The organism is Neoroseomonas alkaliterrae (genome assembly GCF_014199195.1).
GTDB classification, from domain to species: domain Bacteria; phylum Pseudomonadota; class Alphaproteobacteria; order Acetobacterales; family Acetobacteraceae; genus Neoroseomonas; species Neoroseomonas alkaliterrae.
In genome coordinates this window covers 580,970-601,224 of the sequence record NZ_JACIJE010000001.1, presented here as the reverse complement: position 1 = coordinate 601,224, position 20,255 = coordinate 580,970, and the positions used below count along the sequence as shown (strand labels likewise).

Annotated in this window: 21 protein-coding genes; 12 read left to right on the top strand and 9 right to left on the bottom strand. The window is 74.3% G+C overall.

Going from position 1 to position 20,255, the window contains the following annotated elements:
* Positions 1-42: 42 nt before the first annotated feature.
* Entirely contained in the window at positions 43-1,116 is a 1,074-nt protein-coding gene (gene hrcA, locus FHS88_RS02880; RefSeq protein ID WP_184481080.1) for a heat-inducible transcriptional repressor HrcA, read from the bottom strand.
* A gap of 122 nt (positions 1,117-1,238) precedes the next feature.
* Between hrcA and rph the strand changes: the two genes are divergently transcribed.
* Positions 1,239-1,955, top strand: coding sequence for a ribonuclease PH (gene rph / locus FHS88_RS02875; protein ID WP_184481078.1), 717 nt, complete (start codon positions 1,239-1,241; stop codon positions 1,953-1,955).
* A gap of 84 nt (positions 1,956-2,039) precedes the next feature.
* On the top strand, positions 2,040-2,672 hold the full coding sequence (gene rdgB / locus FHS88_RS02870; RefSeq protein WP_184481076.1) for an RdgB/HAM1 family non-canonical purine NTP pyrophosphatase: 633 nt from the start codon (positions 2,040-2,042) through the stop codon (positions 2,670-2,672).
* Between the two features lie 108 nt (positions 2,673-2,780).
* On the opposite strand, the gene FHS88_RS02865 is transcribed toward rdgB, so the two are convergent.
* A complete protein-coding gene (locus FHS88_RS02865; RefSeq protein ID WP_184481074.1) occupies positions 2,781-3,677 on the bottom strand; it encodes an LOG family protein in 897 nt (298 codons plus the stop codon).
* A gap of 116 nt (positions 3,678-3,793) precedes the next feature.
* Here FHS88_RS02865 and FHS88_RS02860 point away from each other — a divergent pair, with 116 nt between their 5' ends.
* The 3 genes from FHS88_RS02860 (at position 3,794) to FHS88_RS02850 (ending at position 6,141) form a co-directional block, all read left to right on the top strand.
* Positions 3,794-4,501 carry a ribonuclease activity regulator RraA gene (locus FHS88_RS02860; RefSeq protein ID WP_184481072.1) on the top strand — a complete coding sequence of 236 codons (708 nt, stop codon included), beginning with the start codon at positions 3,794-3,796 and terminating at the stop codon, positions 4,499-4,501.
* A gap of 168 nt (positions 4,502-4,669) precedes the next feature.
* The gene (locus FHS88_RS02855; RefSeq protein WP_184481070.1) at positions 4,670-5,710 is read left to right on the top strand and encodes a uroporphyrinogen decarboxylase family protein; all 1,041 of its coding nucleotides are present in this window, start codon (positions 4,670-4,672) and stop codon (positions 5,708-5,710) included.
* Between the two features lie 107 nt (positions 5,711-5,817).
* The gene (locus FHS88_RS02850) at positions 5,818-6,141 is read left to right on the top strand and encodes an antibiotic biosynthesis monooxygenase family protein (protein WP_184481069.1); all 324 of its coding nucleotides are present in this window, start codon (positions 5,818-5,820) and stop codon (positions 6,139-6,141) included.
* An 85-nt stretch (positions 6,142-6,226) separates the two neighbouring features.
* Here the strand turns inward: FHS88_RS02850 and FHS88_RS02845 are convergent, their stop codons facing one another.
* Complete coding sequence (locus FHS88_RS02845) at positions 6,227-7,405, bottom strand: cupin domain-containing protein (protein WP_184481067.1); 1,179 nt, start codon at positions 7,403-7,405, stop codon at positions 6,227-6,229.
* 25 nt (positions 7,406-7,430) lie between these two features.
* Positions 7,431-8,030, bottom strand: coding sequence for a hypothetical protein (locus FHS88_RS02840; RefSeq protein WP_184481065.1), 600 nt, complete (start codon positions 8,028-8,030; stop codon positions 7,431-7,433).
* A 196-nt stretch (positions 8,031-8,226) separates the two neighbouring features.
* Between FHS88_RS02840 and FHS88_RS02835 the strand changes: the two genes are divergently transcribed.
* Positions 8,227-9,120: a PhzF family phenazine biosynthesis protein gene (locus tag FHS88_RS02835; RefSeq protein WP_184481064.1), complete on the top strand. Its 894-nt coding sequence runs from the start codon at positions 8,227-8,229 to the stop codon at positions 9,118-9,120.
* Between the two features lie 306 nt (positions 9,121-9,426).
* Positions 9,427-10,059, top strand: coding sequence for a flavin reductase family protein (locus tag FHS88_RS02830; protein WP_184481062.1), 633 nt, complete (start codon positions 9,427-9,429; stop codon positions 10,057-10,059).
* Positions 10,060-10,081: 22 nt separating this feature from the next.
* On the opposite strand, the gene FHS88_RS02825 is transcribed toward FHS88_RS02830, so the two are convergent.
* From FHS88_RS02825 to FHS88_RS02805, 5 genes are all read right to left on the bottom strand, one after another.
* Positions 10,082-11,329: an MFS transporter gene (locus FHS88_RS02825; protein WP_184481060.1), complete on the bottom strand. Its 1,248-nt coding sequence runs from the start codon at positions 11,327-11,329 to the stop codon at positions 10,082-10,084.
* Positions 11,330-11,350: 21 nt separating this feature from the next.
* Positions 11,351-13,012, bottom strand: coding sequence for a heparinase II/III family protein (locus FHS88_RS02820; RefSeq protein WP_184481058.1), 1,662 nt, complete (start codon positions 13,010-13,012; stop codon positions 11,351-11,353).
* On the bottom strand, positions 13,009-13,713 hold the full coding sequence (gene rpe / locus FHS88_RS02815; RefSeq protein WP_221244294.1) for a ribulose-phosphate 3-epimerase: 705 nt from the start codon (positions 13,711-13,713) through the stop codon (positions 13,009-13,011). Before rpe ends, FHS88_RS02820 begins: the two co-directional genes overlap by 4 nt.
* Before the next feature lie 36 nt (positions 13,714-13,749).
* Positions 13,750-14,337, bottom strand: a complete 588-nt coding sequence (locus FHS88_RS02810) for a hypothetical protein (RefSeq protein WP_184481056.1) — start codon at positions 14,335-14,337, stop codon at positions 13,750-13,752.
* 390 nt (positions 14,338-14,727) lie between these two features.
* A complete protein-coding gene (locus FHS88_RS02805) occupies positions 14,728-15,198 on the bottom strand; it encodes an Lrp/AsnC family transcriptional regulator (RefSeq protein ID WP_184481055.1) in 471 nt (156 codons plus the stop codon).
* A 215-nt stretch (positions 15,199-15,413) separates the two neighbouring features.
* On the opposite strand from FHS88_RS02805, the gene FHS88_RS02800 reads away from it, so the two are divergent.
* The 5 genes from FHS88_RS02800 (at position 15,414) to FHS88_RS02780 (ending at position 20,246) form a co-directional block, all read left to right on the top strand.
* A complete protein-coding gene (locus FHS88_RS02800) occupies positions 15,414-16,043 on the top strand; it encodes a DUF2459 domain-containing protein (RefSeq protein WP_184481053.1) in 630 nt (209 codons plus the stop codon).
* Positions 16,044-16,380: 337 nt separating this feature from the next.
* Positions 16,381-16,542, top strand: a complete 162-nt coding sequence (locus tag FHS88_RS02795; RefSeq protein WP_184481052.1) for a hypothetical protein — start codon at positions 16,381-16,383, stop codon at positions 16,540-16,542.
* A 335-nt stretch (positions 16,543-16,877) separates the two neighbouring features.
* Positions 16,878-17,114: a hemin uptake protein HemP gene (gene hemP, locus FHS88_RS21290; RefSeq protein ID WP_184481050.1), complete on the top strand. Its 237-nt coding sequence runs from the start codon at positions 16,878-16,880 to the stop codon at positions 17,112-17,114.
* A 93-nt stretch (positions 17,115-17,207) separates the two neighbouring features.
* Entirely contained in the window at positions 17,208-19,238 is a 2,031-nt protein-coding gene (locus FHS88_RS02785) for a TonB-dependent hemoglobin/transferrin/lactoferrin family receptor (protein WP_184481048.1), read from the top strand.
* A gap of 3 nt (positions 19,239-19,241) precedes the next feature.
* Positions 19,242-20,246: a TonB family protein gene (locus tag FHS88_RS02780; RefSeq protein WP_184481046.1), complete on the top strand. Its 1,005-nt coding sequence runs from the start codon at positions 19,242-19,244 to the stop codon at positions 20,244-20,246.
* The last annotated feature ends 9 nt before the right edge of the window (positions 20,247-20,255 follow it).

The window sequence follows — 20,255 nt, the reverse complement described above, 5'->3', positions numbered from 1 at the left end:
ATTTCGGAGACAGCGCGGCGCGCGGGGATGCGCGGCCCGGTCCTAGCCCAGCAGCCGCCCGATCACCCGCGCCGTGTAGTCCACGACCGGGATCACCTTGCCGTAGTTGATGCGCGTCGGGCCGATCACGCCGATGGCGCCGACGATGCGTTCCTGGCCGTTGCGGAAGGGGGCGACCACCATGGACAGGCCGGCGCTGTCGAACAGGCCGCTCTCGGCCCCGATGAAGATCTGCACCCCCTCGCCCCGCTGGGCGAGGTCGAGCAGGCGCAGCATCGTCTCCTGCTGCTCCAGCCGCTCGAACAGGCGCTTGATCTCCTGCACCCGGGCGGCCTGGTCGATGGTCTCGAGCAGCCTGGCCTGGCCGCGCACGATCAGCGAGCCGCCCTGCCCGCCGGTCCAGGTGCCGAGGCCCGCCTCGATCACCTGCTGCGTCAGCGCATCGAGTGCGGTGCGGTTGGCCGCGATCTCGGCGGCGATCACGCCGCGCGCCTCGTCGATCGTGCGCCCCGCCAGCCGGGCGTTGAGGTAGTTCGAGGCCTGCTGCAGCGCCGAGGGCGGCAGCCCGGGCGGCACCTCGATGACGCGGTTCTCCACCTGGCCGTCGTCATGGACCAGCACCACCAGCGCCCGGCCGGGGCCGAGGGCGACGAACTCGATATGGCGCAGCGCCCCGTCGGAGGTCGGGGCCACCACCAGCCCCGCCGCGCCGGCGAGGCCCGAGAGCATCTGCCCCGCCTCGCCCAGCGTCTCCTGCAACGACCGGCCGGAGGCGGCGCAGCGCGCGGCGATGGCGTCGCGCTCCTCCTCGCCCAGGGCGCCGAACTCGAGCAGCCCGTCCACGAACAGGCGCAGGCCGCGCTCGGTCGGCAGCCGCCCGGCCGAGGTGTGCGGCGCGTAGAGCAGCCCGGCGTCCTCGAGATCCGCCATGGCATTGCGGATGGTCGCGGGGGAGAGCCCGAGCGGCAGGCGGCGCGAGAGGGTGCGCGAGCCGACCGGCTCCCCCGTCTCGACATAGGTCTCCACCAGCTCGCGGAGGATCAGCGCGCTGCGGTTGTCGAGGCCCGCCAGGGTCGCCCCGGCCGGGCCGGGAGGGAGCTTGGGCGTGGGTCCCATCTCTCGGCGGATTGCGGGTTGTCCCAAAGGCTAGGTAGCCGCCCCGCGCGCGTCAACGCCGGGGCTGGACGGGGCGGCGCCGCGCGGCCATTTTCCGCGGCCTTCGCCAAGGAACAGAGCCCATGCGCCCATCCGGCCGCGCCGCCGACGCCCTTCGCCCTGTCAGCCTCGAACCCGGCTTCGCGCGCCATGCCGAGGGCTCCTGCCTGATCCGCATGGGCCAGACGGAGGTGCTCTGCACCGCCAGCGTGGAGGGCAAGGTGCCGCCCTTCCTGCGCGGCCAGGGCCAGGGCTGGGTGACCGCCGAATACGGCATGCTGCCCCGCGCCACCCACACCCGCGGCGAGCGCGAGGCCGCCCGCGGCAAGCAGTCCGGCCGCACGCAGGAGATCCAGCGCCTGATCGGCCGCTCCCTGCGCGCGGTGACCGACATGAAGGCGATGGGCGAGATGTCGGTGCTGATCGACTGCGACGTGCTCACCGCCGATGGCGGCACGCGCTGCGCCTCCATCACCGGGGCCTGGGTGGCGCTGCACCTCGCCTTCGAGCATTGCCGGCGGATGAACATCCTCTCCCGCAACCCGCTGCGCGACCAGGTGGCGGCGGTCTCCTGCGGCGTGTGGGAAGGCACGCCGGTGCTCGACCTCGACTACGCCGAGGACAGCAAGGCGGATGCGGACGCGAATTTCGTGCTGACGGGCGCGGGCGGCATCGTCGAGGTGCAGGGCACGGCGGAGGGTGCGCCCTTCACCGACGCCGAACTGCTGGCGCTTCTCGCGCTGGCGCGGAAGGGCACAGCGGAACTCTTCGCGAGGCAGCGCGAGGCGGTGGGGTTGTAGAATGGGGAGAGAAGGGAACTTCTCCCCCCATGCCCCCCTCAACCTTCTTTGGCACCGGGGAATCGTAGCGATGGGCAGGAAGCGATGAACGAGAGGGCCGGCGGGCATCGCCGCCTTGCGCGCGGCGAGCGCATCGTCATCGCCACCCACAATGCGGGCAAGCTGCGGGAGGTCGCGGCCCTGCTCGCCCCGCACGGCATCACCACCGTCAGCGCCGGCGAGCTCGGCCTTCCCGAACCCGAGGAGACGGAGGAGAGCTTCCTCGGCAATGCGCGCATCAAGGCGGTGGCCGCGGCGCGCGCCTCCGGCCTGCCGGCGCTGGCCGATGATTCCGGCTTCTCGGTCGCGGCGCTCGGCGGCGCGCCGGGCGTGCGCACCGCCGACTGGGCGATGCAGCCCGACGGCACGCGGGACTACCGCGACGCCATGCGCAAGGTGATGGACGCCGCGAAGGATTTCGAGGACCGCACCGCCTGGTTCACCTGCGCCCTGGTGCTCGCCTGGCCCGACGGGCATGTGGAAGCCTTCAAGGGCCGCGCCCTCGGCCACTGGGTCTGGCCGCCGCGCGGGGACCGCGGCTTCGGCTACGACCCGATGTTCGTCCCCGATGGCGGCACGGAAACCTTCGGCGAGATGGATCCGGCGCGGAAGCACCGCATCAGCCACCGCGCGCGCGCCTTCGCGCTGCTGGCGGCGGCCTGCCTGCCCGAGGGCTGAACGCGGATCCGGGACCGCGAGCATCCGCGGGGCATCCTTCTCCGCCCGCACTCCCGGACGGCGCGCCAAGGACCGCCGCGCGAAGGGATCGCCCCCGCCCGGCCGCCCTCAGGACTTGCCCGGCGGCTTCATCTGCTCGTCCCGGGGGCGGCGGCGCGCGCGCAGCGGCACCCGCGGCTGCTCGGGCACCGGCGGCGCCGGCGCGGCCTCGAGGCCCCGCCGCACGAGGCTCGCCCAGGCTTCCTCCGGGCTGTCCACGATCTCGAACAGGCCGAGATCGGCCTCGTCGATCATCCCCTCCTCCACCAGCAGGCGGAAATCCACCGCCTTCTCCCAGAAGCGCCGGCCGAACAGCACGATCGGCCGCGGCGTCGCCTTCTGCGTCTGCACGAGCGTCAGCAGCTCGAACAGCTCGTCGAAGGTGCCGAAGCCGCCGGGAAAGACCGCGAGCGCATTGGCGCGCATGGCGAGGTGCATCTTGCGCATCGCGAAGTAGTGGAAGCGGAAGGTCAGCGCCGGCGTGGACCAGGCATTGGGGTTCTGCTCGTGCGGGAGGGTGATGTTGAAGCCGATGGAGGGCGCGCCGGCCTCGGCCGCGCCGCGGTTCGCCGCTTCCATGATGCCCGGGCCGCCGCCGGTGGCGATGACGTTGTCGCGCGGCGCGCCGGTGACGGCGAGCGCGCCGCCGCGCAGCGAGACGATGCGCGCGAAGGCGCGCGCATCCTCGTAGAGGCGCGATCGCTCGGCCGCGATGCGCGCGGCCTCCTTCTCGGCCGGGGTCCGCGCCGCGGCGGCCAGCGCCTCGGCCTGCTCGGGGCTCGGGATGCGGGCGGAGCCGAACACCACCACGGTGGAGCGCACGCCCCAGTCGCGCAGCGCCAGCTCGGCCTTGGCGTATTCCATGCCGAAGCGGAAGGGGCGCATCTCGTCGCGCAGCAGGAACTGCTGGTCCTCGACGGCGAGGAGGTAGGAGCGGGAGTTCTTCTGCGCGCCGTTGTCGGGCATCCGTGCTTTTCCGTGTCCTGGCGTTGTCGTTCCGGTTTCCGGCTTGTCGCCGCATCCGCCGGGCGCGATCCTAGCGCAGGGCACACGGCCTGCCGAACGCAGCGGATGAGGACACGATGAAGGACGCCACGCGGGCGAAGCTCGCCCAGGTTTCGACCGCGACCCTGACCACGGTGCTGTTCAAGCGGGGCTTCCGCAACGTCTTCCTGGCGCTCCGGCCGCTCGATCCCGGCGCGCCGACGATGGTCGGGCCGGCCTACACGCTGCGCACCATCCCGGCGCGCGAGGATCTCGACGTGCTGGACGTGTTCAAGGATCCGTCGCATCCGCAGCGCCGGGGCGTGGAGGAATGCCCGCCCGGCGCCGTCTTCGTCATCGACAGCCGCGGCGATGCGCGCGCGGCGAGCGCGGGGGGCATCCTGATCTCGCGGCTGAAGGCGCGCGGCGTGGCGGGCGCGGTCACCGATGGCGGCTTCCGCGACAGCCCGGAGATCGCGCGCATGGGCTGGCCGGCCTATCACGCGCGGCCCTCGGCGCCGACCAACCTCATCCACCATCATTGCGTGGACCTCGACGTGCCCATCGCCTGCGCGGGCGTGGGCGTGCATCCGGGCGACATCATGGTGGGCGACGGCGAGGGCGTGGTCTGCATCCCCGCCCACATCGCCGACGAGGTGGCCGAGGAAGCCTTCGAGCAGACCGTGTTCGAGGATTTCGTGCAGGAGCGCGTCGCCGCCGGGCACACGATCCGCGGCCTCTATCCCATGACCGACCCGTCCAACCGCCCGCTCTTCGAGGCGTGGCGGAAGGAGCGCGGGCGCTAGAGCGGATCCCGATCATGCCAGGGGGCGAGAAGTCAGACCCTTCGCGCGCTGGCATGACGCCTCCGCCGGGCAGCGCCATGCCCCCGGCTTGGCCGTCAAGGCCGCTGGCATGTCCCGTTGCCACGCCGCCGCTTCAATCCGCGGGATCTGACGCCTAGGCTCTCCCCCATGACGCAGCCCCTGCCCATCCTTCCCACCACCGTCGTCGGCAGCTATCCGCAGCCCGCCTGGCTCGTGGACCACGATGCGCTGCGCGGCCGCTCCGTGCCGCGCGTGCGCGCGCCGGAGATCTGGCGCGTGGCCGAGCCGCACCTGCAGCAGGCGCAGGACGACGCGACGCTGCTCGCCATGCGCGACATGGAGCGCGCCGGCATCGACATCATCACCGATGGCGAGATCCGCCGCGAGAGCTACTCCAACCACTTCGCCAATGCGCTCGAGGGCATCGACCGCGACCGCCCGGCGGAGGTCGTCGGCCGCACCGGCAAGCCCACCATCGTGCCGCGCGTCACCGGCCGCATCCGCCGCACGCGGCCGGTGGAGCTGCGCGACCTCGCCTTCGCGCGCGCCAATACCGACCGGCCGCTGAAGATCACGCTGCCTGGCCCCTTCACCATGACGCGGCAGGCGAAGAACGAGGCCTATGGCGACGATGCCGAGCTCGCGATGGATTTCGCCGCGGCGCTGAACGCCGAGATCCGCGACCTCAAGGCCGCCGGCGCCGACGTGATCCAGCTCGACGAGCCCTGGATGCAGGCCTTCCCCGAGGAGGCGCGCCGCTACGCCATCCCCGCCATCAACCGCGCGCTCGAGGGCATCGCGGGCACCACGGTGGTGCATCTCTGCTTCGGCTATGCGGCGATGGTGGACGAGAAGCCGAGCGGCTACTCCTTCCTGCCCGAACTCGCCGCCACCGCCGCGACGCAGATCTCGATCGAGGCGGCGCAGCCGCGGCTCGACCTCGCCATCCTGCGCGAGCTGCCGGGCAAGACCGTGATGCTCGGCGTGCTCGACCTCGCCTCGCCCGAGGTCGAGACGCCGCAGGATGTCGCCGCGCGCATCCGCGCCGGCCTCGAGGTGCTGCCGCCCGCGCGCATCGTGCCCGCGCCCGATTGCGGCATGAAATACCTGCCGCGGGATCGCGCCTTCGCGAAGCTGCGCGCGCTCGCCGAGGGCGCGGCGATCGTGCGGCGCGAACTCGGCGGCTGACCGCCAGATTCCCTGCGGACACAGGATCGACCTTCGTCCGCAGGGCATCTGGATCTGGTTCCGCGCGCGGCCGCCCCACCAGCCCCGCGCGCCTGAAGGAGAGGCCGATGTTCGTCGCCACCAACCGCTTCCGCGTCATCCCCGCCGAGGCCGAACGCTTCGAGCAGGCCTGGCTGACCCGCGAGAGCCACCTGCACGAGGTGGAAGGCTTCCTCGCCTTCCATCTGCTCAAGGGGCCGCAGGCGGAGGACCACATCCTCTATGCCTCGACCAGCTTCTGGGCCTCGCGCGAGGCCTTCGAGGCCTGGACGCGCTCCGAGCAGTTCCGCCGCGCCCATGCCGGCGCGGGCGCGGTGTCGAAGCCCACCACGCTCGGCCCGCCGCAGTTCGAAGGCTTCGCGGTGCTGCAGACCATCACCGCGCCCGCCTGAGCGCGGCGCGCGAGGGGGCCGGGCACCAGATCGGGTTTCGCGCCCGGCGCGCCCCACGCACGCGATCGGTGGGCGGAAGGCGCGCTCAGGCGCGCTCGAGCAGCCCCGCGGCGGCGAGGCGGCGGCAGAATGCCAGCGCGCCCTCGCCGAGTTCGGCCGCCGTCGCGCCCTCCTCCAGCGCCACCAGCCAGGCGAGCTCGGCCTCCGTCACCTTCTCGACGCCGCCATACCAGCGCAGCGACGCGCCGCCGCCGGGAAGGGGCACGAGGCTGTGGTGCATCGTCTCCGACAGCCGCAGCCTGTCCTCGGGGCCGGGCGGGGGCGTGTGCAGCGAGCGGGCGGGCAGCGCCATGCGATCGCGCGCCAGGCGGTCCAGCGCGGCCACCGCCATCCGGTCCGCGAGGCCCGGCCTGCCGAGCGCGGCGAGCGCGGCGGAAAGGCGCGCCTGCACCGCCTCCATTCCCCGCGGCTCGGCGAGGCGCCAGGTCGGCATGGCGGCGCGCAGCGCCGGCTCCTCGGCCTCCAGCTCGGCGATGGCGTTGCGCAGCATCTCGCCGAGCCCGGGTTCGAGGAAGCCCACGGTGATGTGCAGCGAGGGCTCCTCGCCCGCCTGCACCATCGCCTCGTGCAGCACGCCGCGCGGGAGGTAGAGCGCATCGCCCGGCGCCATCACCAGCTCATGCGGCTCGCCCTCCGGCGCGAAGGCATTGGACCAGGGCGTGTGCCGCGTCGGCGCGGGATAGGGGATGGCGTCCCAGACGCGCCAGGACTTGCGGCCCGAGACCTGCAGCACCAGCACGTCGTGGGTGTCGAAATGCACGCGGAAGCCCTGCGCGCCCGGCGGCGTGAGGTAGATGTTGGCCTGCACCGCGTGCAGGAAGGCCTTCTCCAGCCCGCGGCAGAAGCGCGCGAGCGGCGGATGCAGCTCGTGGAACTGCGAGATGACGAGGCTCGCGCCCGCATCGTGGCAGGCGAACAGCGCGGGCAGGTCCACCCTGTCGCCGCCTTCCTCGATGTAGTCCTCGACCGGCACGGCGGCACTGCCCTTGCGCCCGCCATCGGCCATGGAGACGCGCGGCGTGCGCGCGGCATCGCTGCGCAGGAAGGCGTCGATGTCGGCGACCGAGAGCAGCCCGGCATAGCGGCCGGGGTCGTTGCCCGGCATCAGCCGCCACGCGCTGCCCTCGCGCATCGCGAGGCCGTCCTCCAGCGGGAGCGTCCCGAAGGCGAGCGCCCAGGCTTCTTCCACGAGTGTCGTGCTCATCCGCTCCTGTCCGCCTAGGGGGCGCTCAGCGCCAGCCGCGGCCGCGCCCCGGCGCGTCGTAGGGGTCGCTGTCGGTCACGTTGCGCGGGCGGTATCCGCCGCGGCCGCGCCCGGCGCCATCGGTCGGGTCGGAATCGCTGATGCCGGTATAGGGCGCGCCGCGCTGCCGCCACCCCGTGCCGTAGCCGGAGGGGTCATGCGGATCGCCATCGTTGATCCCGGTATAGGGCCGTCCCTGCCGGACCGGTGGGCGATAGCCGCCACGGCCCTGGTTGGCGCCGTCCGACGGATCGGAATCGGTGATGCCGGTATAGGGTCGCCCGCGATAGCCGCCGCGGCCGTAGCCCGGCCCGTCGCTCGGGTCCGCATCGGTGATGCCGGTGCGCGGCCGGCCGCGATAGCCGCCGCGGCCATAGCCCGGCCCGTCGCTCGGGTCGGCGTCAGTGATGCCGGTCCGGTACTGAACGGGCGTCGGCTCGATGGCCTGCGCCGCGGGCGCGGCCGTGGCCACCGCCGCCGCGCCCGCCGAGAGGCGCAGCATCACGAGGCGCCGGCCCAGCCTCGGCCCGGCCGCGGCATCCGCATCGCCAGCGCAACCCTTGCGGTCGGCCGTCTCCTCCGTCATGGGTCGCGCCCTCCTTCGGTTCGCCCGGCGGCACGATTGTCACGCCGCGAGCCGCCGCGCCGCAAGGGGGACGATGCGCGCGGCATGAGATGCTTCACACCCGCCCCGCCCCCTTCACGCGCGGCGGGGCGGGGGGCAGGATCGCGCCGGCGCCGTCGGGCGGGCCTCGCCCGCCGCGGCGGCCGGGGGCCCTGCCATGCGCGCATTCCGCTTCGTCACCGTGGACGTGTTCACCGACCGCCGCTTCGGCGGCAACCAGCTCGCCGTCTTTCCCGATGCGCGCGGGCTGAGCGTGGCCGAGATGCAGGCGCTGGCCGCCGAGTTCAACCTCAGCGAGACCACCTTCGTCCTGCCGCCCGAAAGCCCGCACCACAGCGCGCGCGTGCGCATCTTCAACCGCGTCGCCGAGATGGCCTTCGCCGGGCACCCGAATGTCGGCACCGCCTTTGTGCTGGCCCGCGAGGACGAGGCGCGCCCGCGCGCCTACCTGTTCGAGGAACCCGCCGGCATCGTCGAGGTCGCGCTGCTGCGCGACGCCGAGGACCGCGTGACCGGCGCCGAGGTCGCCGCCCCGCAGCCGCTTGCCATCGGCGCGACGCTGCCGCCCGAGGTCGCCGCCGCCTGCGCCGGCATCCCGGCCACGGAGGTGCTGACCGCGCGCCATCTTCCGACGCTCGCCGCCGACGGCGGCAACCACCGCCTGCTGACGGAGGTGAGCGCGGCGGGCCTCGCCGCCGCCGCACCCGACCTCGCCGCCTTCCGCCGCGCCGTCGCGGCCCATCCGCAGGAGACCTGCGGCAGCCTCTCGCTCTACCTCTATTGCCGCGACGGCACGGGCCTGCGCGCGCGGATGTTCTCGCCGCTGAGCGGCACCTGGGAGGATGCGGCGACGGGCTCCGCCGCGACGCCGCTCGCCGGCTTCCTGCTGCATCTCGATGGCGGCAGCGAGGGCGCCTGGCGGATCGCCCAGGGCGTGGAGATGGGCCGGCCGAGCCTGCTGCACGCCACCGCACGGCGCACGCCCGAGGGCATCCGCGCCCGCGTGGGCGGCGCCTGCGTGCCGGTGCTGCGCGGCGAGGCGCTGCTGTGACGGCCGGCGAGGCGGCCTGATGACGCGCGGGCGAAGGATGTGACCTCGCGCCCGATGGCATCGCGCGCGCGGCTGGCGGCGCGGCGGGCCACCGGGAAACTGCCGGTCAGGACCGGCATCGCGCGCGGGGCTGGCGGGGGCCGCGCGCGAGATCGCAGGCGCGTGCCCGGCGGACAGCACATCGCACGCCGGCCGCCAGGCATCGGCCCGCGGCCGCCCGGCGAGGCGCACGCCCTCGGCACCCGCCCTTGGCCCGCGCCGCCGCCGGTGGCCTGATGGCGCGCACGTACCGGAGAGGTCCCGAGGATGTTCTACGAACCGCGCAACGGCCACGGCCTGCCGCACGACCCCTTCAAGGCGATCGTCGCGCCGCGGCCGATCGGCTGGATCTCGACGGTGGATGCGCAGGGGCGGCCGAACCTCGCGCCCTATTCCTTCTTCAACGCCGCGCTCTCGCGCCCGCCGATGCTGATGTTCACGACCGAGACGATGAAGCACAGCGCGGCGAACGCCATCGCGACCGGCGAGTTCGTCTTCAACCTCTGTTCGCGCGACCTGTTCGAGGCGATGAACCTCACCTCCGGCCTGCTGCCCGAAGGCGTGAACGAGTTCGAGGTGGCGGGGCTCGAGATGGCGCCCTGCCGGATGGTGAAGGCGCCGCGCGTCGCCGCCTCCCCCGCCTCGCTGGAATGCCGCCTCGTGCATTCCCTGCGCTTCGAGGACATCGAGGGACGGGCGCTCGAAGGCTGGCTCGTCGTGGGCCAGGTGGTCGGCGTGCACATCAACGATGCCTTCCTCAAGGATGGCCGCTTCGACACGGTGGCCGCGGCCCCGGTCGCGCGCTGCGGCTACCGCGACTACACCGCCGTCACCGCGTTGTTCGAGGCGCTGCGCCCCTCCGATGGCGGCGAGTGGGCGCTCGGCCAGCGGGACCGCTGAATGCGGCCGGGCAGGCGGGCCTCTAGCCCCGCACTGGCCTCACCGTCGCCAGGATTGCGGCACCCAGGGCGAGGAACACCAGCACCGTCGCCATCCCCGCGCGCTGGCTTCCGGTCGCCGTCGTCACCGCCGCCAGCACCGCCGGGCCCATGAAGCCGGTGATGCGCCCCGACAGGGCGAAGAGCCCGAAATGCGCCGCGCCCTGCCCCTCCGGCGCCATGCGCGCCATCAGCGTGCGCGAGGCCGCCTGCGCCGGCCCCATGAAGATGCCGAGCGTCATCGCCAGGCCCCAGAACACCGCCTTGCTGTCGGTCGTGAGCAGCGCCGCGCCGACCAGGATCATCGCCACCAGCGCGACCATCGCCGTCCGCTTCGAGCCCATGCGGTCCTCGACCATCCCGAAGGCCGCCGCGCCGATGCCCGCGGTGACGTTCAGCGCGATGCCGAACAGCAGGATCTCCTCGAAGCCCATGCCGTGCACGCCCGCGGCATAGATGGCGCCGAAGGCGAAGAGGGTGTTCAGCCCGTCCGTGTAGAACAGCCGTGCGATCAGGAAGCGCATCATGTCCCGCCGCCGCGGCAGGCCGCGCAGCAGGGAGAGCGTCTCGGCGATGCAGGTGGTGACGGCGAGGCCGAGCGGCAGCCGCTCGCCCGGCCTGTCGGGGACGAAGACCAGCACCGGCCAGCCGAACAGCAGCGTCCAGAACGCGACGAGAAGGGCCACCGCGCGCACATGCTCGCTCGCCGCGCGGTCGAGGCCGAAGGGGGAGGGATCCGGCTGCACCAGCAGCACCAGCGCGATGGCGAGGCAGACGAGCCCGCCCGCATAACCGAGCCCCCAGGCGAGACCCGAGACGCGCCCCATGTGCTCCTGCGTCGTCACCTCGGGCAGCATGGCGTTGTAGAACACCGTGCCCAGTTCGAAGGCCACGGTCGCGAGGCCGACGCAGACCAGCAGCCACAGCGTCCAGGACGGGTCGGGCTCGGCATACCAGCCGAGGCCGGTGAAGAGCGCGGTGGCGAGGATGCAGAGCAGCAGCAGCAGGCGCCGCTGCCCGCCATGGTCCGCCACCGCGCCGAGCAGCGGCGAGAGCACGGCGATCGCCAGCGCCGCGACGGTCTGCATCCAGCCCCATTGCGCCTGGCCGGTCGCCGGATCGGGCGCGACGCCCTGGCTGAAATAGGCGGCGATGACGAAGGTGGAGACGACCGTGGGAAAGGCGCTGTTCGCCCAGTCGAAACTGGCCCAGGCGATCGCCTTGCGGTTCATGCGCGCGGGCGCGGGCGCCCGCTACTCCCCGCTCGCCGCGCCACCGGGCGCGGGCATGGAGACGCGGGTGACGGCCCACAGCACCGCGGTCGCGCCCTCCTCGGCCTGCAGCACCACCTGGGTCGAGCGCCGCGGCTCCGCGCCGACATAGACGCTCTCCTCGAGGCTGAGCCGCGCGCCCTTGGCGCGGATCCGCCAGCCGATGCCCGAGGGCAGGCGCAGCAGCGCCGCGCTCTCGTCCTGCACCAGCGAGGCGGAGACCGAAGGGTGCAGATGGAAGCGCACCGCGAAGGCCGGCACCGGCGCATCGGCCGGCAGTTCGACCGCATCCTCCCCGCGCAGGTCGTCGCCCGATTCCGCGAGGTAGAGCCGGCGGCGATGCACCGCGCCGAAGCCGCGGCGCCAGCCGTCGTGGCTCGCCTCGACCCATTGCGCGCCGCCGGCTTCGTGGCGCGCCACCTCCACCTGCTCCGGCCGCCGCCCGAGCCCTTCCTGGCGCAGCTCGGCCGAGTTGGTGTCCGAGAGCACCAGCGTCGAATGCGCCGCGGTGGCGCGCAGCGCGTCGCGCCACGCCTCCTCGGCGGCCGGGGCGGCGCCGCAGTTCACGATCATGCGGTCGCGCCCGACCGACATCTCGAAGGCCAGCGTCCCGGCATGGGCGAAGCGGTCCGCCCCCGCCGGCAGCCCGCCCTCCCCGCCGGCGCCGGGGCGCGCGGCGGGCGGGGCGCCGGTATCGGCGATGATCAGCGTCCGCCCGGCCTGCATGCGCTGGAAGCCGGTCTCGGGCAGGTCGAGCGGCGCCCGCCCGCGCGCCTGGCCCTGGGTCAGCACCAGGTCGATCAGCGCGGAGGCCTCCTCCCGCGTGCCGTTGAACAGCGCGAGGCCGCCATCGCCGTGGCGGAACAGCCTGAGCGCCGGGGCGGCGCGGTCGAGCACGGCGGCCAGATGCGGCGGCGGCTCCACGCCCGCGCCGTGCAGCAGGTTGCGGATCTCGATCAGGTCCTGCAGCGCCAGAAGCTGCATGGCGGGGGAGCGTTCCACATGCCCGCCATCGGGGTGGAACTGGCGCTCGATCTCGGCGGGCAGGAAACGGGCGGCGCGCTGGAGATAGGCGTCCTCCTCCAGCGCGATCGCCGCCGCCATGGCGCCCTTGAGCGCGGCCAGCGCGCCGCGGTGCTCGGCCTCGGCCGGCAGGGCGGCGGAGAGGTCGCGCGCATCCTGGGCCATGCGCGTCATCACCGCGCGGCGGAAGGAATCCTCGGCGGTGGCGGCGAAGAAATCCCAGTGGCCGAGCCAGGCGGAGAGCCGAGCGCCCATCACCTCCGGCGCGTCCGCCGTCGCCTCCTCGGCGCCGCGGGCGAGCCAGTCGTCGGTCAGCGCGCGGGCGTGCAGCCGCGCGGCATCGGTGCCGAGGGCGCGCAGGTCGCGCATCCAGGCGAAGCCGTGCGCCGCGGCGCGCCAAGCGGGGCTGCCCGAGGCGCGGTCCCAGCCTTCCGCCCCCGGCAGGCCGGGGCGCAGCGGGCGGGCGGTGCCGAGCGTCTCGAACTCCCCGCGCAGCAGGCGCGCGCCGCGCGCGGCATCGCCCGGCCAGAGGTCGCGGAAGGCGCGGGAGGGCGCCTCCGGCACGCGCACCGGCTTGAGCCGCGCGAGCCTCTGCCGGGCGCCGCGCAGGATGCCGATCATGCCGCCGCCCTGCGCGGGCCGCGCAGCGCGGCGATGGCTGCGGCATAGTCCTTGCGGCCGAACACCGCGGTGCCGGCGACCAGCACATCGGCCCCGGCCTCGATGCAGCGCGGCGCGGTCGCCTCCGTCACGCCGCCATCCACCTGCAGGTGGATCGGCCGGCCGGCGGCCTCGATCATCCGCCGCAGCGTCGCGATCTTCGGCAGCTGGCTCTCGATGAAGGACTGCCCGCCGAAGCCGGGGTTCACCGACATCACCAGGATCAGGTCCACGAGGTCGAGGACATGCGCCACGGCCTCGACCGGCGTCGCGGGGTTCAGCACCACGCCCGCCTTCTTGCCCAGCGCGCGGATGGTCTGGAGCGAACGGTGCAGATGCGGCCCCGCCTCGGGGTGCAGCGAGATGAGGTCCGCCCCGGCCTCGGCGAAGGCCGCGAGGTAGGGGTCGGCCGGGGCGATCATCAGGTGCACGTCGAAGGGGATGCGCGCGCGGCCGCGCAGCGCCTTCACCAGCCCCGGGCCGAAGGAGATGTTGGGCACGAAGTGCCCGTCCATGATGTCGAGATGCAGCCAGTCGGCGCCGGCCGCGGCGATGGCTTCGACCTCCTCGCCGAGGCGGGCGAAGTCGGCGGCGAGCAGCGAGGGGGCGATCAGCGGCGCGGGCACGAAGCCCTTGTAGCCCTTCGCCTTCCGGGCCGACAACAGGGCGGGCGCGGGCGCCGGGCCGGCCGGGGCGCCTCAGGCCGCGCGGCGGACGAGCCGCCGCGCCGCGCCGAGCCCGATCAGGCCCATGCCGAACAGCGCGAGGGCGGCGGGGGTCGGCACCGGCAGGACGCGGGATTCGATCAGCAGGCAGTCGTTGCAGGACAGCGTGACCATGCCCTGCCCGACCCCGCCCGCCATCTGCGCCAGCGAGAGGGTGGCGCCGATCCGCGACCCGGCCTCGCCGCCGAGGATGAGGAACCCGTCCGCCCCGCCGAGGCCGATGAAGAGGTCGCGCACCGACCCGTCACCCGCGAACTCGACCGAGAAGAAGAGCAGCCCCGAAGCGAGCGACCAGGTCTTGCCCCCGGTGACCATCGAGAAGGCAAGCAGCGCGTCCTCGCCGCTCCGCGCGTTGTCGAGCAGCGCGGTGCCGGTCAGCACCGGGTTGGGATCGGTGCCGAAGGGCGGGGTGGGCGGCGGCACGGTGCCGGGCTCCAGCTCCCACAGCCCGGAGGCGTTGAAGGTGACCTCGACGAGGGCCGCATCCGCCGCCCGCGGCGCGGCGAGCGCCAGCCCCAGGGCCAGAAGCGCCGCGCCCGCGGCGCGCATCCACTTGACCATCCCGTTCGTCTCCGGCGCGAAGTGCCCTGCGCGTGCGTTCCCGCGGGCAAGGCCGCGCACTGGAACCACTTGCGGCGTTGTCGAGCAAACTCCGTTCCATCGCATCGGGCGCAGGGATTTCCTCGCCTTCGGTCCGCGCATTCGGACCGTGTTCGGAATAGTGTAAGATTTCCTGACATCCGCCGCGCGGGGAGGGTGGTCGCGCGCCTGCGCGGCGGCGGCCCGGCAGAGTTGGACCCTTCGCGCGGATACCCGCCCCATGGCCGGGCACCGGCCGGCGCCGGAGGCCACGCCGGCGGGGCGATGCTGCCACCCGTCGCCCGCCGGCATGGGGCGCGGGAAGGGGGCCATTGGTCGGCGGGCGCAACGCGATCCCGCGCCCGGCGGCGGTCAGATCGGCAAGGCCGTGGTGCTCTTGACCCGTTCCATGGCGAAGCGGGAGGTCACCTTGCGCAGGCTCGGCACTTCCGCCGTCAGGCGACGATAGAAGGCGTCGAAGGCCGCCATGTCCGGCACCACCACCCGCAGCAGGTAGTCCACGTCGCCGCCCAGGCGCCAGCACTCCACGATCTGCGGCATCCTCGCCACCGTCCCGGCGAAGGCCTCGATCCAGGCGGCGGAATGGTCGCCCGTCTCGATCGCCACGAAGACCGAGACGCCGAGCCCCACACGCTCCGGGTCCAGGAGCGCCACGCGGCCGATGATCACCCCCTCCTGCTCCATGCGCCGGATGCGCTTCCAGCAGGGGGTGGGGGTGAGGCCGACCTCCTTCGCGATCTCGGCGAGCGACACCGAGGCATCGCGCTGGATCATGCGCAGGATCGCGCGGTCGGTGGCGTCAGGCTCGTAGTCACGGCTCATGGGCGATGTCCTGGCTGGATTCGGCCTGCCGATAGCAAGATAATCTTTCACTTGCAATATTTCGGCCCCTCGAGAGAACCATGTTCTCCGAGATGGATTCATCGCCATGCCGCAATGCCCCATTCGCCTTCCCTTCCCGGCGCCGCCGCCCGCAGCGCGCCATGCCCCCCCTGCGAGACTGGACAGCAGGCCGGGCCGCGTGATGGCCTGCCACCATGCCGCCGCGCCGCGCCGCCCTCGCCCTTCCGATCGCGGCCTGCGGTGGCGCCGCCCCGCCGGCCGGGCCGTCGCCGGCCCTCTCGGCCGAATCCGCGATCATCGCCGCCGAGGCGTGGCACACGGATCTCTGCCTGCCCGCCGCCGCGCTGCGCGAGGGGCCGCTTTCCCCCGCCCTGGCCGAGGCGCCGGGTGCGGCGGGCCTCGCCCTCGGCTTCGGCCTCGAGGCCTGGATGCGGGCCGACCGCCCCGGCTCGGCCGAGGCGCTCGGCGCGCTTGCCGGCGGGCCGGCGGTGGTCTCCTTCCGCATCCTGTGGGCCGCCACGCCCCCCGGCGCGGAGGAGAGTGTGGCGCTGCGCCTGCCTGCCGGGGGCACCGCCGCGATCCTCGGCTTCGTCGCGGGCCAGATCGCCGGCCCGCCGCCTGCGGCATCGCCCTCCGGCCGCTGGCTGCTGGTGCCCTCCCGCCTGCCCTACACGCTGGGCTTCACCTGCAACACCTGGGTGATGCGCGCGCTGGGCGAGGCGGGGCTGCCGGTGCCGGTCTCCGGCATCCGCTTCCGCGGCGAGGCCATGGCCGCCATCCGGGCCGAGGCGGCGCGGCAGGGCACGGCCCAGGCCGCGGGCTGACGCCCGGCGGGGCATGGCCGTTGCGGGGCCCGGCCCGCACCGGCGCCAGCGCCCCGCGCGCGATGTCGGCAGGCGCGGGGCTGCAGCCTTCGCCCGGCGCGAGCAGGCGCCGCCCGGCACGCGCCGCGACCCGCGCCAGCCGGTCGGCAGCCATGCCCGGAAACCGCCTCCGCGTCGCGGGGCGCGCGCCCATATCGTCGGCCCCGCGCCGCCGCGCGCCGCGCGGCGCGGGCCATGCTCGTCGTGTCACCGAGATTTCGCCGTGAAGCCCTTCATTTGCCACGACTTCCGGGTTCAACACCCTGCCTGCCGCGACTCGCCTTCGGAACCCGCCGAGATGTCCATCCGCCGAGACCTGCTCCTGCGCACCACGCTCCTGCGCCTGCCCGATCTCGCCGCGCTGAAGGCCGCAGCCGCCGCGAAGCCGGCCGACCGCCCCGCCCCCCGCCGCCCGGCCGCGCGCAAGCGGCGCCTGCGGCCCGTGGCGGCGAAGGCCTGACGGGCGGGGCGGAGGCCGGTCGTCGTCCGCGGCCCCGGCGCCACACGCGGCCGGTCGGCCCGTTTCTCGCCAGCATCGGCCGGCGCCGGACGGCGCGGTTCGGGACGGCCGCGCCGCGGACAGCACGGCGCGATTCCGCACCCCCAATGGGTCGCCGCGGTCCGGAGGGCGCCGCGCGGGTTGCCGGCCGGCCGCGGCGCGGCAGCGTTCTGCACCCTATTGCGAATGCCTCTCAATTGCGTTATGCCCCGCGCATCCGGCGGGCGGTCCCCGCATCGCCCCCGGCTTCCGGGCCGCCGATCGCGGCCCCGAACGGCAGAAGGAGAGACGCGCCCGTGCAGCAGCGCAGCGGCGGACCATCGGACGGCATCGTGCAGACCGGCGCCGGCGGCCAGGCCCGGCCGTCGGACGGCATGATCGCGCCGGGCAGGCCCGGCGACCCGCCGCGGCCCGACGCCGTGCTGCGCAGCGAGGAGCTGTTCCGCACCACGCGGGAGGTCACGATCCTTCACGCCGGGGCCGCCTATCGCCTTCGCCTGACCGCCAACGACAAGCTCATCCTCACCAAATAGCCCCACCGACGCGCCGCCGCGCCAGCCAGCCACGGATCGCCCGATCCGCATGCGAGCCAGCCACAGGCCCCGTCCCAAAGGACCGGACAGCCCATGGACTCGCGACATCTCCTCGCCACCGCGCTCGCCCTCATCGCCGCCGCGCCGGCCGCCGCGCAGCAGGCCGCAACCCCCTCCCCATCCGCGGCGACGCCGCTCGATGCCGTCACCGCTACCGGGACCCGCACGCCGATGGTCGCGGGCGAGGGCGCGGCCCCTGTTTCCGTCATCCGGCGCGAGGAGATCCGCGAACGCGATGCGCGCTCGGTCGCGGAGATGATGCGCGACGTTCCGGGCGTGGAGATCTCGGGCGCGCCGCGCACCACGGCCGTCGAGCCGCTGATCCGCGGCCTGGGCGGGGAGCGCGTGGTGTTCCGCCTCGACGGCGCGCGCAACAACTTCAACGCCGGGCATCGCGGGCGCGTCTTCGTGGACCCCGAATTGCTGCGCCAAGTGGATGTGCTGCGCGGCCCGGGCTCGACGCTCTACGGCTCGGGCGCGATCGGCGGCGTGATCGCGCTGCGCACCCTCGAACCCGACGACCTGATCCGCCCCCGCCCCGAAGGCGCCGAGCTGCCCTTCGAGTTCGGCGGCTTCCTGCGCGGCGGCTACCAGACGCAGGGCGGGATGTGGCGCGGCGCGGGCGCCGTCGCGGCGCGGGCGGGCGATGTCGCCGTGCTCGGCGCGCTCGGCGGCTTCTCCAACCGCAATCTCACGGACGGGGCGGGCAATACCATCCCCTTCACCGCGGACAACATCCTCAGCGGCCTCGCGCGGATGCAGTGGCGGCCGGGATTCCACCTGCTCGACCTCTCGGCGATCGTCTTCCGCGACAGCCACGTCATCCCGATCGCGGCCAATACCGCCACCACCACCTCGATCACCGACCGCGACACCGAGCAGGAGGTCTACACCCTCCGCTGGTCCTATTCGGACCCCTCGATGCCGCTGCTCAATCCGCAGGTGGTGCTCTACCGCAACCACATCCGCCTCGATGAGCGGCGCCAGACCGGCACGCGCGCGCGCGACACCACCGAGCTGACCACCACCGGCATCGACGTGCAGAACACCAGCCGCTTCGCGCTGTTCGGCTGGGACCGCCACACCCTGACCATCGGCGGCGAGTTCTACCGCGACGAGCAGGAAGGCACGCAGAACGGCCGCCCGCGCGGGCAGTTCCCGAACGCCCACCAGGAGGTCGCGGCCTTGTTCATCCAGGACCAGATCGCCTTCGCCGGATTCACGCTGACCGGCGCGCTGCGCCATGACAGCTTCCGCCAGTCCGCCGACGGCAACACCAACGAGCGCAACGCCGACCGGCTCTCGCCGCGCGTCAGCCTCGCCTACCAGGTGCTGCCCTGGCTCGAACCCTACATCGCCTATTCCGAGGCCTTCCGCTCGCCCTCGCTGACCGAGCTCTACGTCTCCGGCCAGCACTTCCCTGGCAACAGCTTCGTGCCCAACCCCAACCTCCGGCCCGAGACCTCGCGCAACCTCGAGGCGGGGCTGAACATCCGCTTCGGCGACGTGCTCCGCACCGGTGACCGCCTGCGCGCGCGCATCACCGCCTTCGAGAACCGCATCGACGACTTCATCGAGCAGCTCGTCTTCGCCCGCACCACCGAATCGCGGAACGTGCGCGACGCGCGCATCCGCGGCGTCGAGGCCGAGATCCAGTACGACGCCGGCACCTGGTTCGCCGGTCTCTCGGCCACCGCCCTTCGCGGGGACAACCTGACCGACAACCAGCCGCTCGCCTCGGTGCCCGCGCATCGCATGACGCTCTCGGGCGGCTACCGGTTCCTCGATGACGGGGTGACGGTGGGCGCGCGCTGGCAGCTCGTGGCCGCGCAGGACCGCAACCCGACCAACATCCCCGGCCTGGCGCGGGAGACCTCGGGCTACGGCATCCTCGACCTCTACGCCTCCTGGCGGCCGGCCTTCGCGCAGAATCTGCGCTTCGACATCGGCGTGGACAACGTGTTCGACCACGCCTATCGCCGCTCGACCTGGAACGCGAACCCGGCCCCGCCCTTCTACGAGACGGGGCGCAACGTGCGCGGCTCGGTCACCCTCACCTTCTGAGCGATGCCCGCGGCCGCCCCCTGCCTGCGTGAGCCGATGGCGCCCGCCCCGCGCGCGGCCGGCGCCCGGCGCGCGGCCGTGGCGGCCTCGGCGATGCTGCATGCGGCGGTGGCCGGGGCGCTGGTCCTCGACCGGAGCGCGGGCGCCCCGGCCCCGGCCGGGACGGAGGCGGTGGCGGTCACGCTCGCCTTCGCGCCCGCGCCCGGTGCCGCGCCGGAGGAGGCGAGGGCCGAATCCGCCCCGGCCCCGCAAGCGCCCGGGGAGGATTCTGCGCCGGAGACGGCCGCCCCCGACCCCACCCCTGTCGCGGATGAGCGTGCGCAAGCACCCACCGCTTCCCTGCCCGAACCGCCGGTTGCGCCCGCCACGCCCGCGCCGGGGGGCGACGCAGCGGAGAACGCCGAAGCCGACGCCGCGCGCGCATCCGAGTCCGCCGAAGCGGCCACGGCAGCGGCGGAACCCGCCCTGGCGGCGGCGCCGGACGCGCGCGCGGACGCCGCCCTGCCGCTGCCGCCCGCGCCAGCCGCCGAACCGCCACCCCCCGCGCCGCGCGAGGCCGCCGCGAGCCCGCCCGCACCGCAGCACCGCCCCGATCCCGCGCCCCGCCAGACCGCGCGCAGCGCCGCCTCGGCCGCGCCCTCCCGGCCGGCCGCCCCGGCCCTGCAGCCCGCTTCCGCCGGCGCGCCTGGCGCGCCCGCCGTGCTCGCGGCGGCGGCGCAGGAGGCGCCGATCCTCGTCACCGCGCCGCGCTACCGCCGCCCGCCGCGCCCGCCCGAATACCCGCCCCGCGCCCTCGATCTCGGCCTGACCGGGACGGTGCTGGTGCGCGCGCTCGTCTCGCCGGAGGGCGAGACGCAGGAGACGCGCATCTGGCGCTCCTCCGGCCATGCGCTGCTCGACGCGGCGGCGGTCGCCGCCGTGCGCCGCTGGGCCTTCGAACCCGCCCGCACCGGCGGGCGCCCCGTGCCCGCCTGGGTCGAGGTGCCCGTCCATTTCCGCCTCGACTGACCAGGGGAG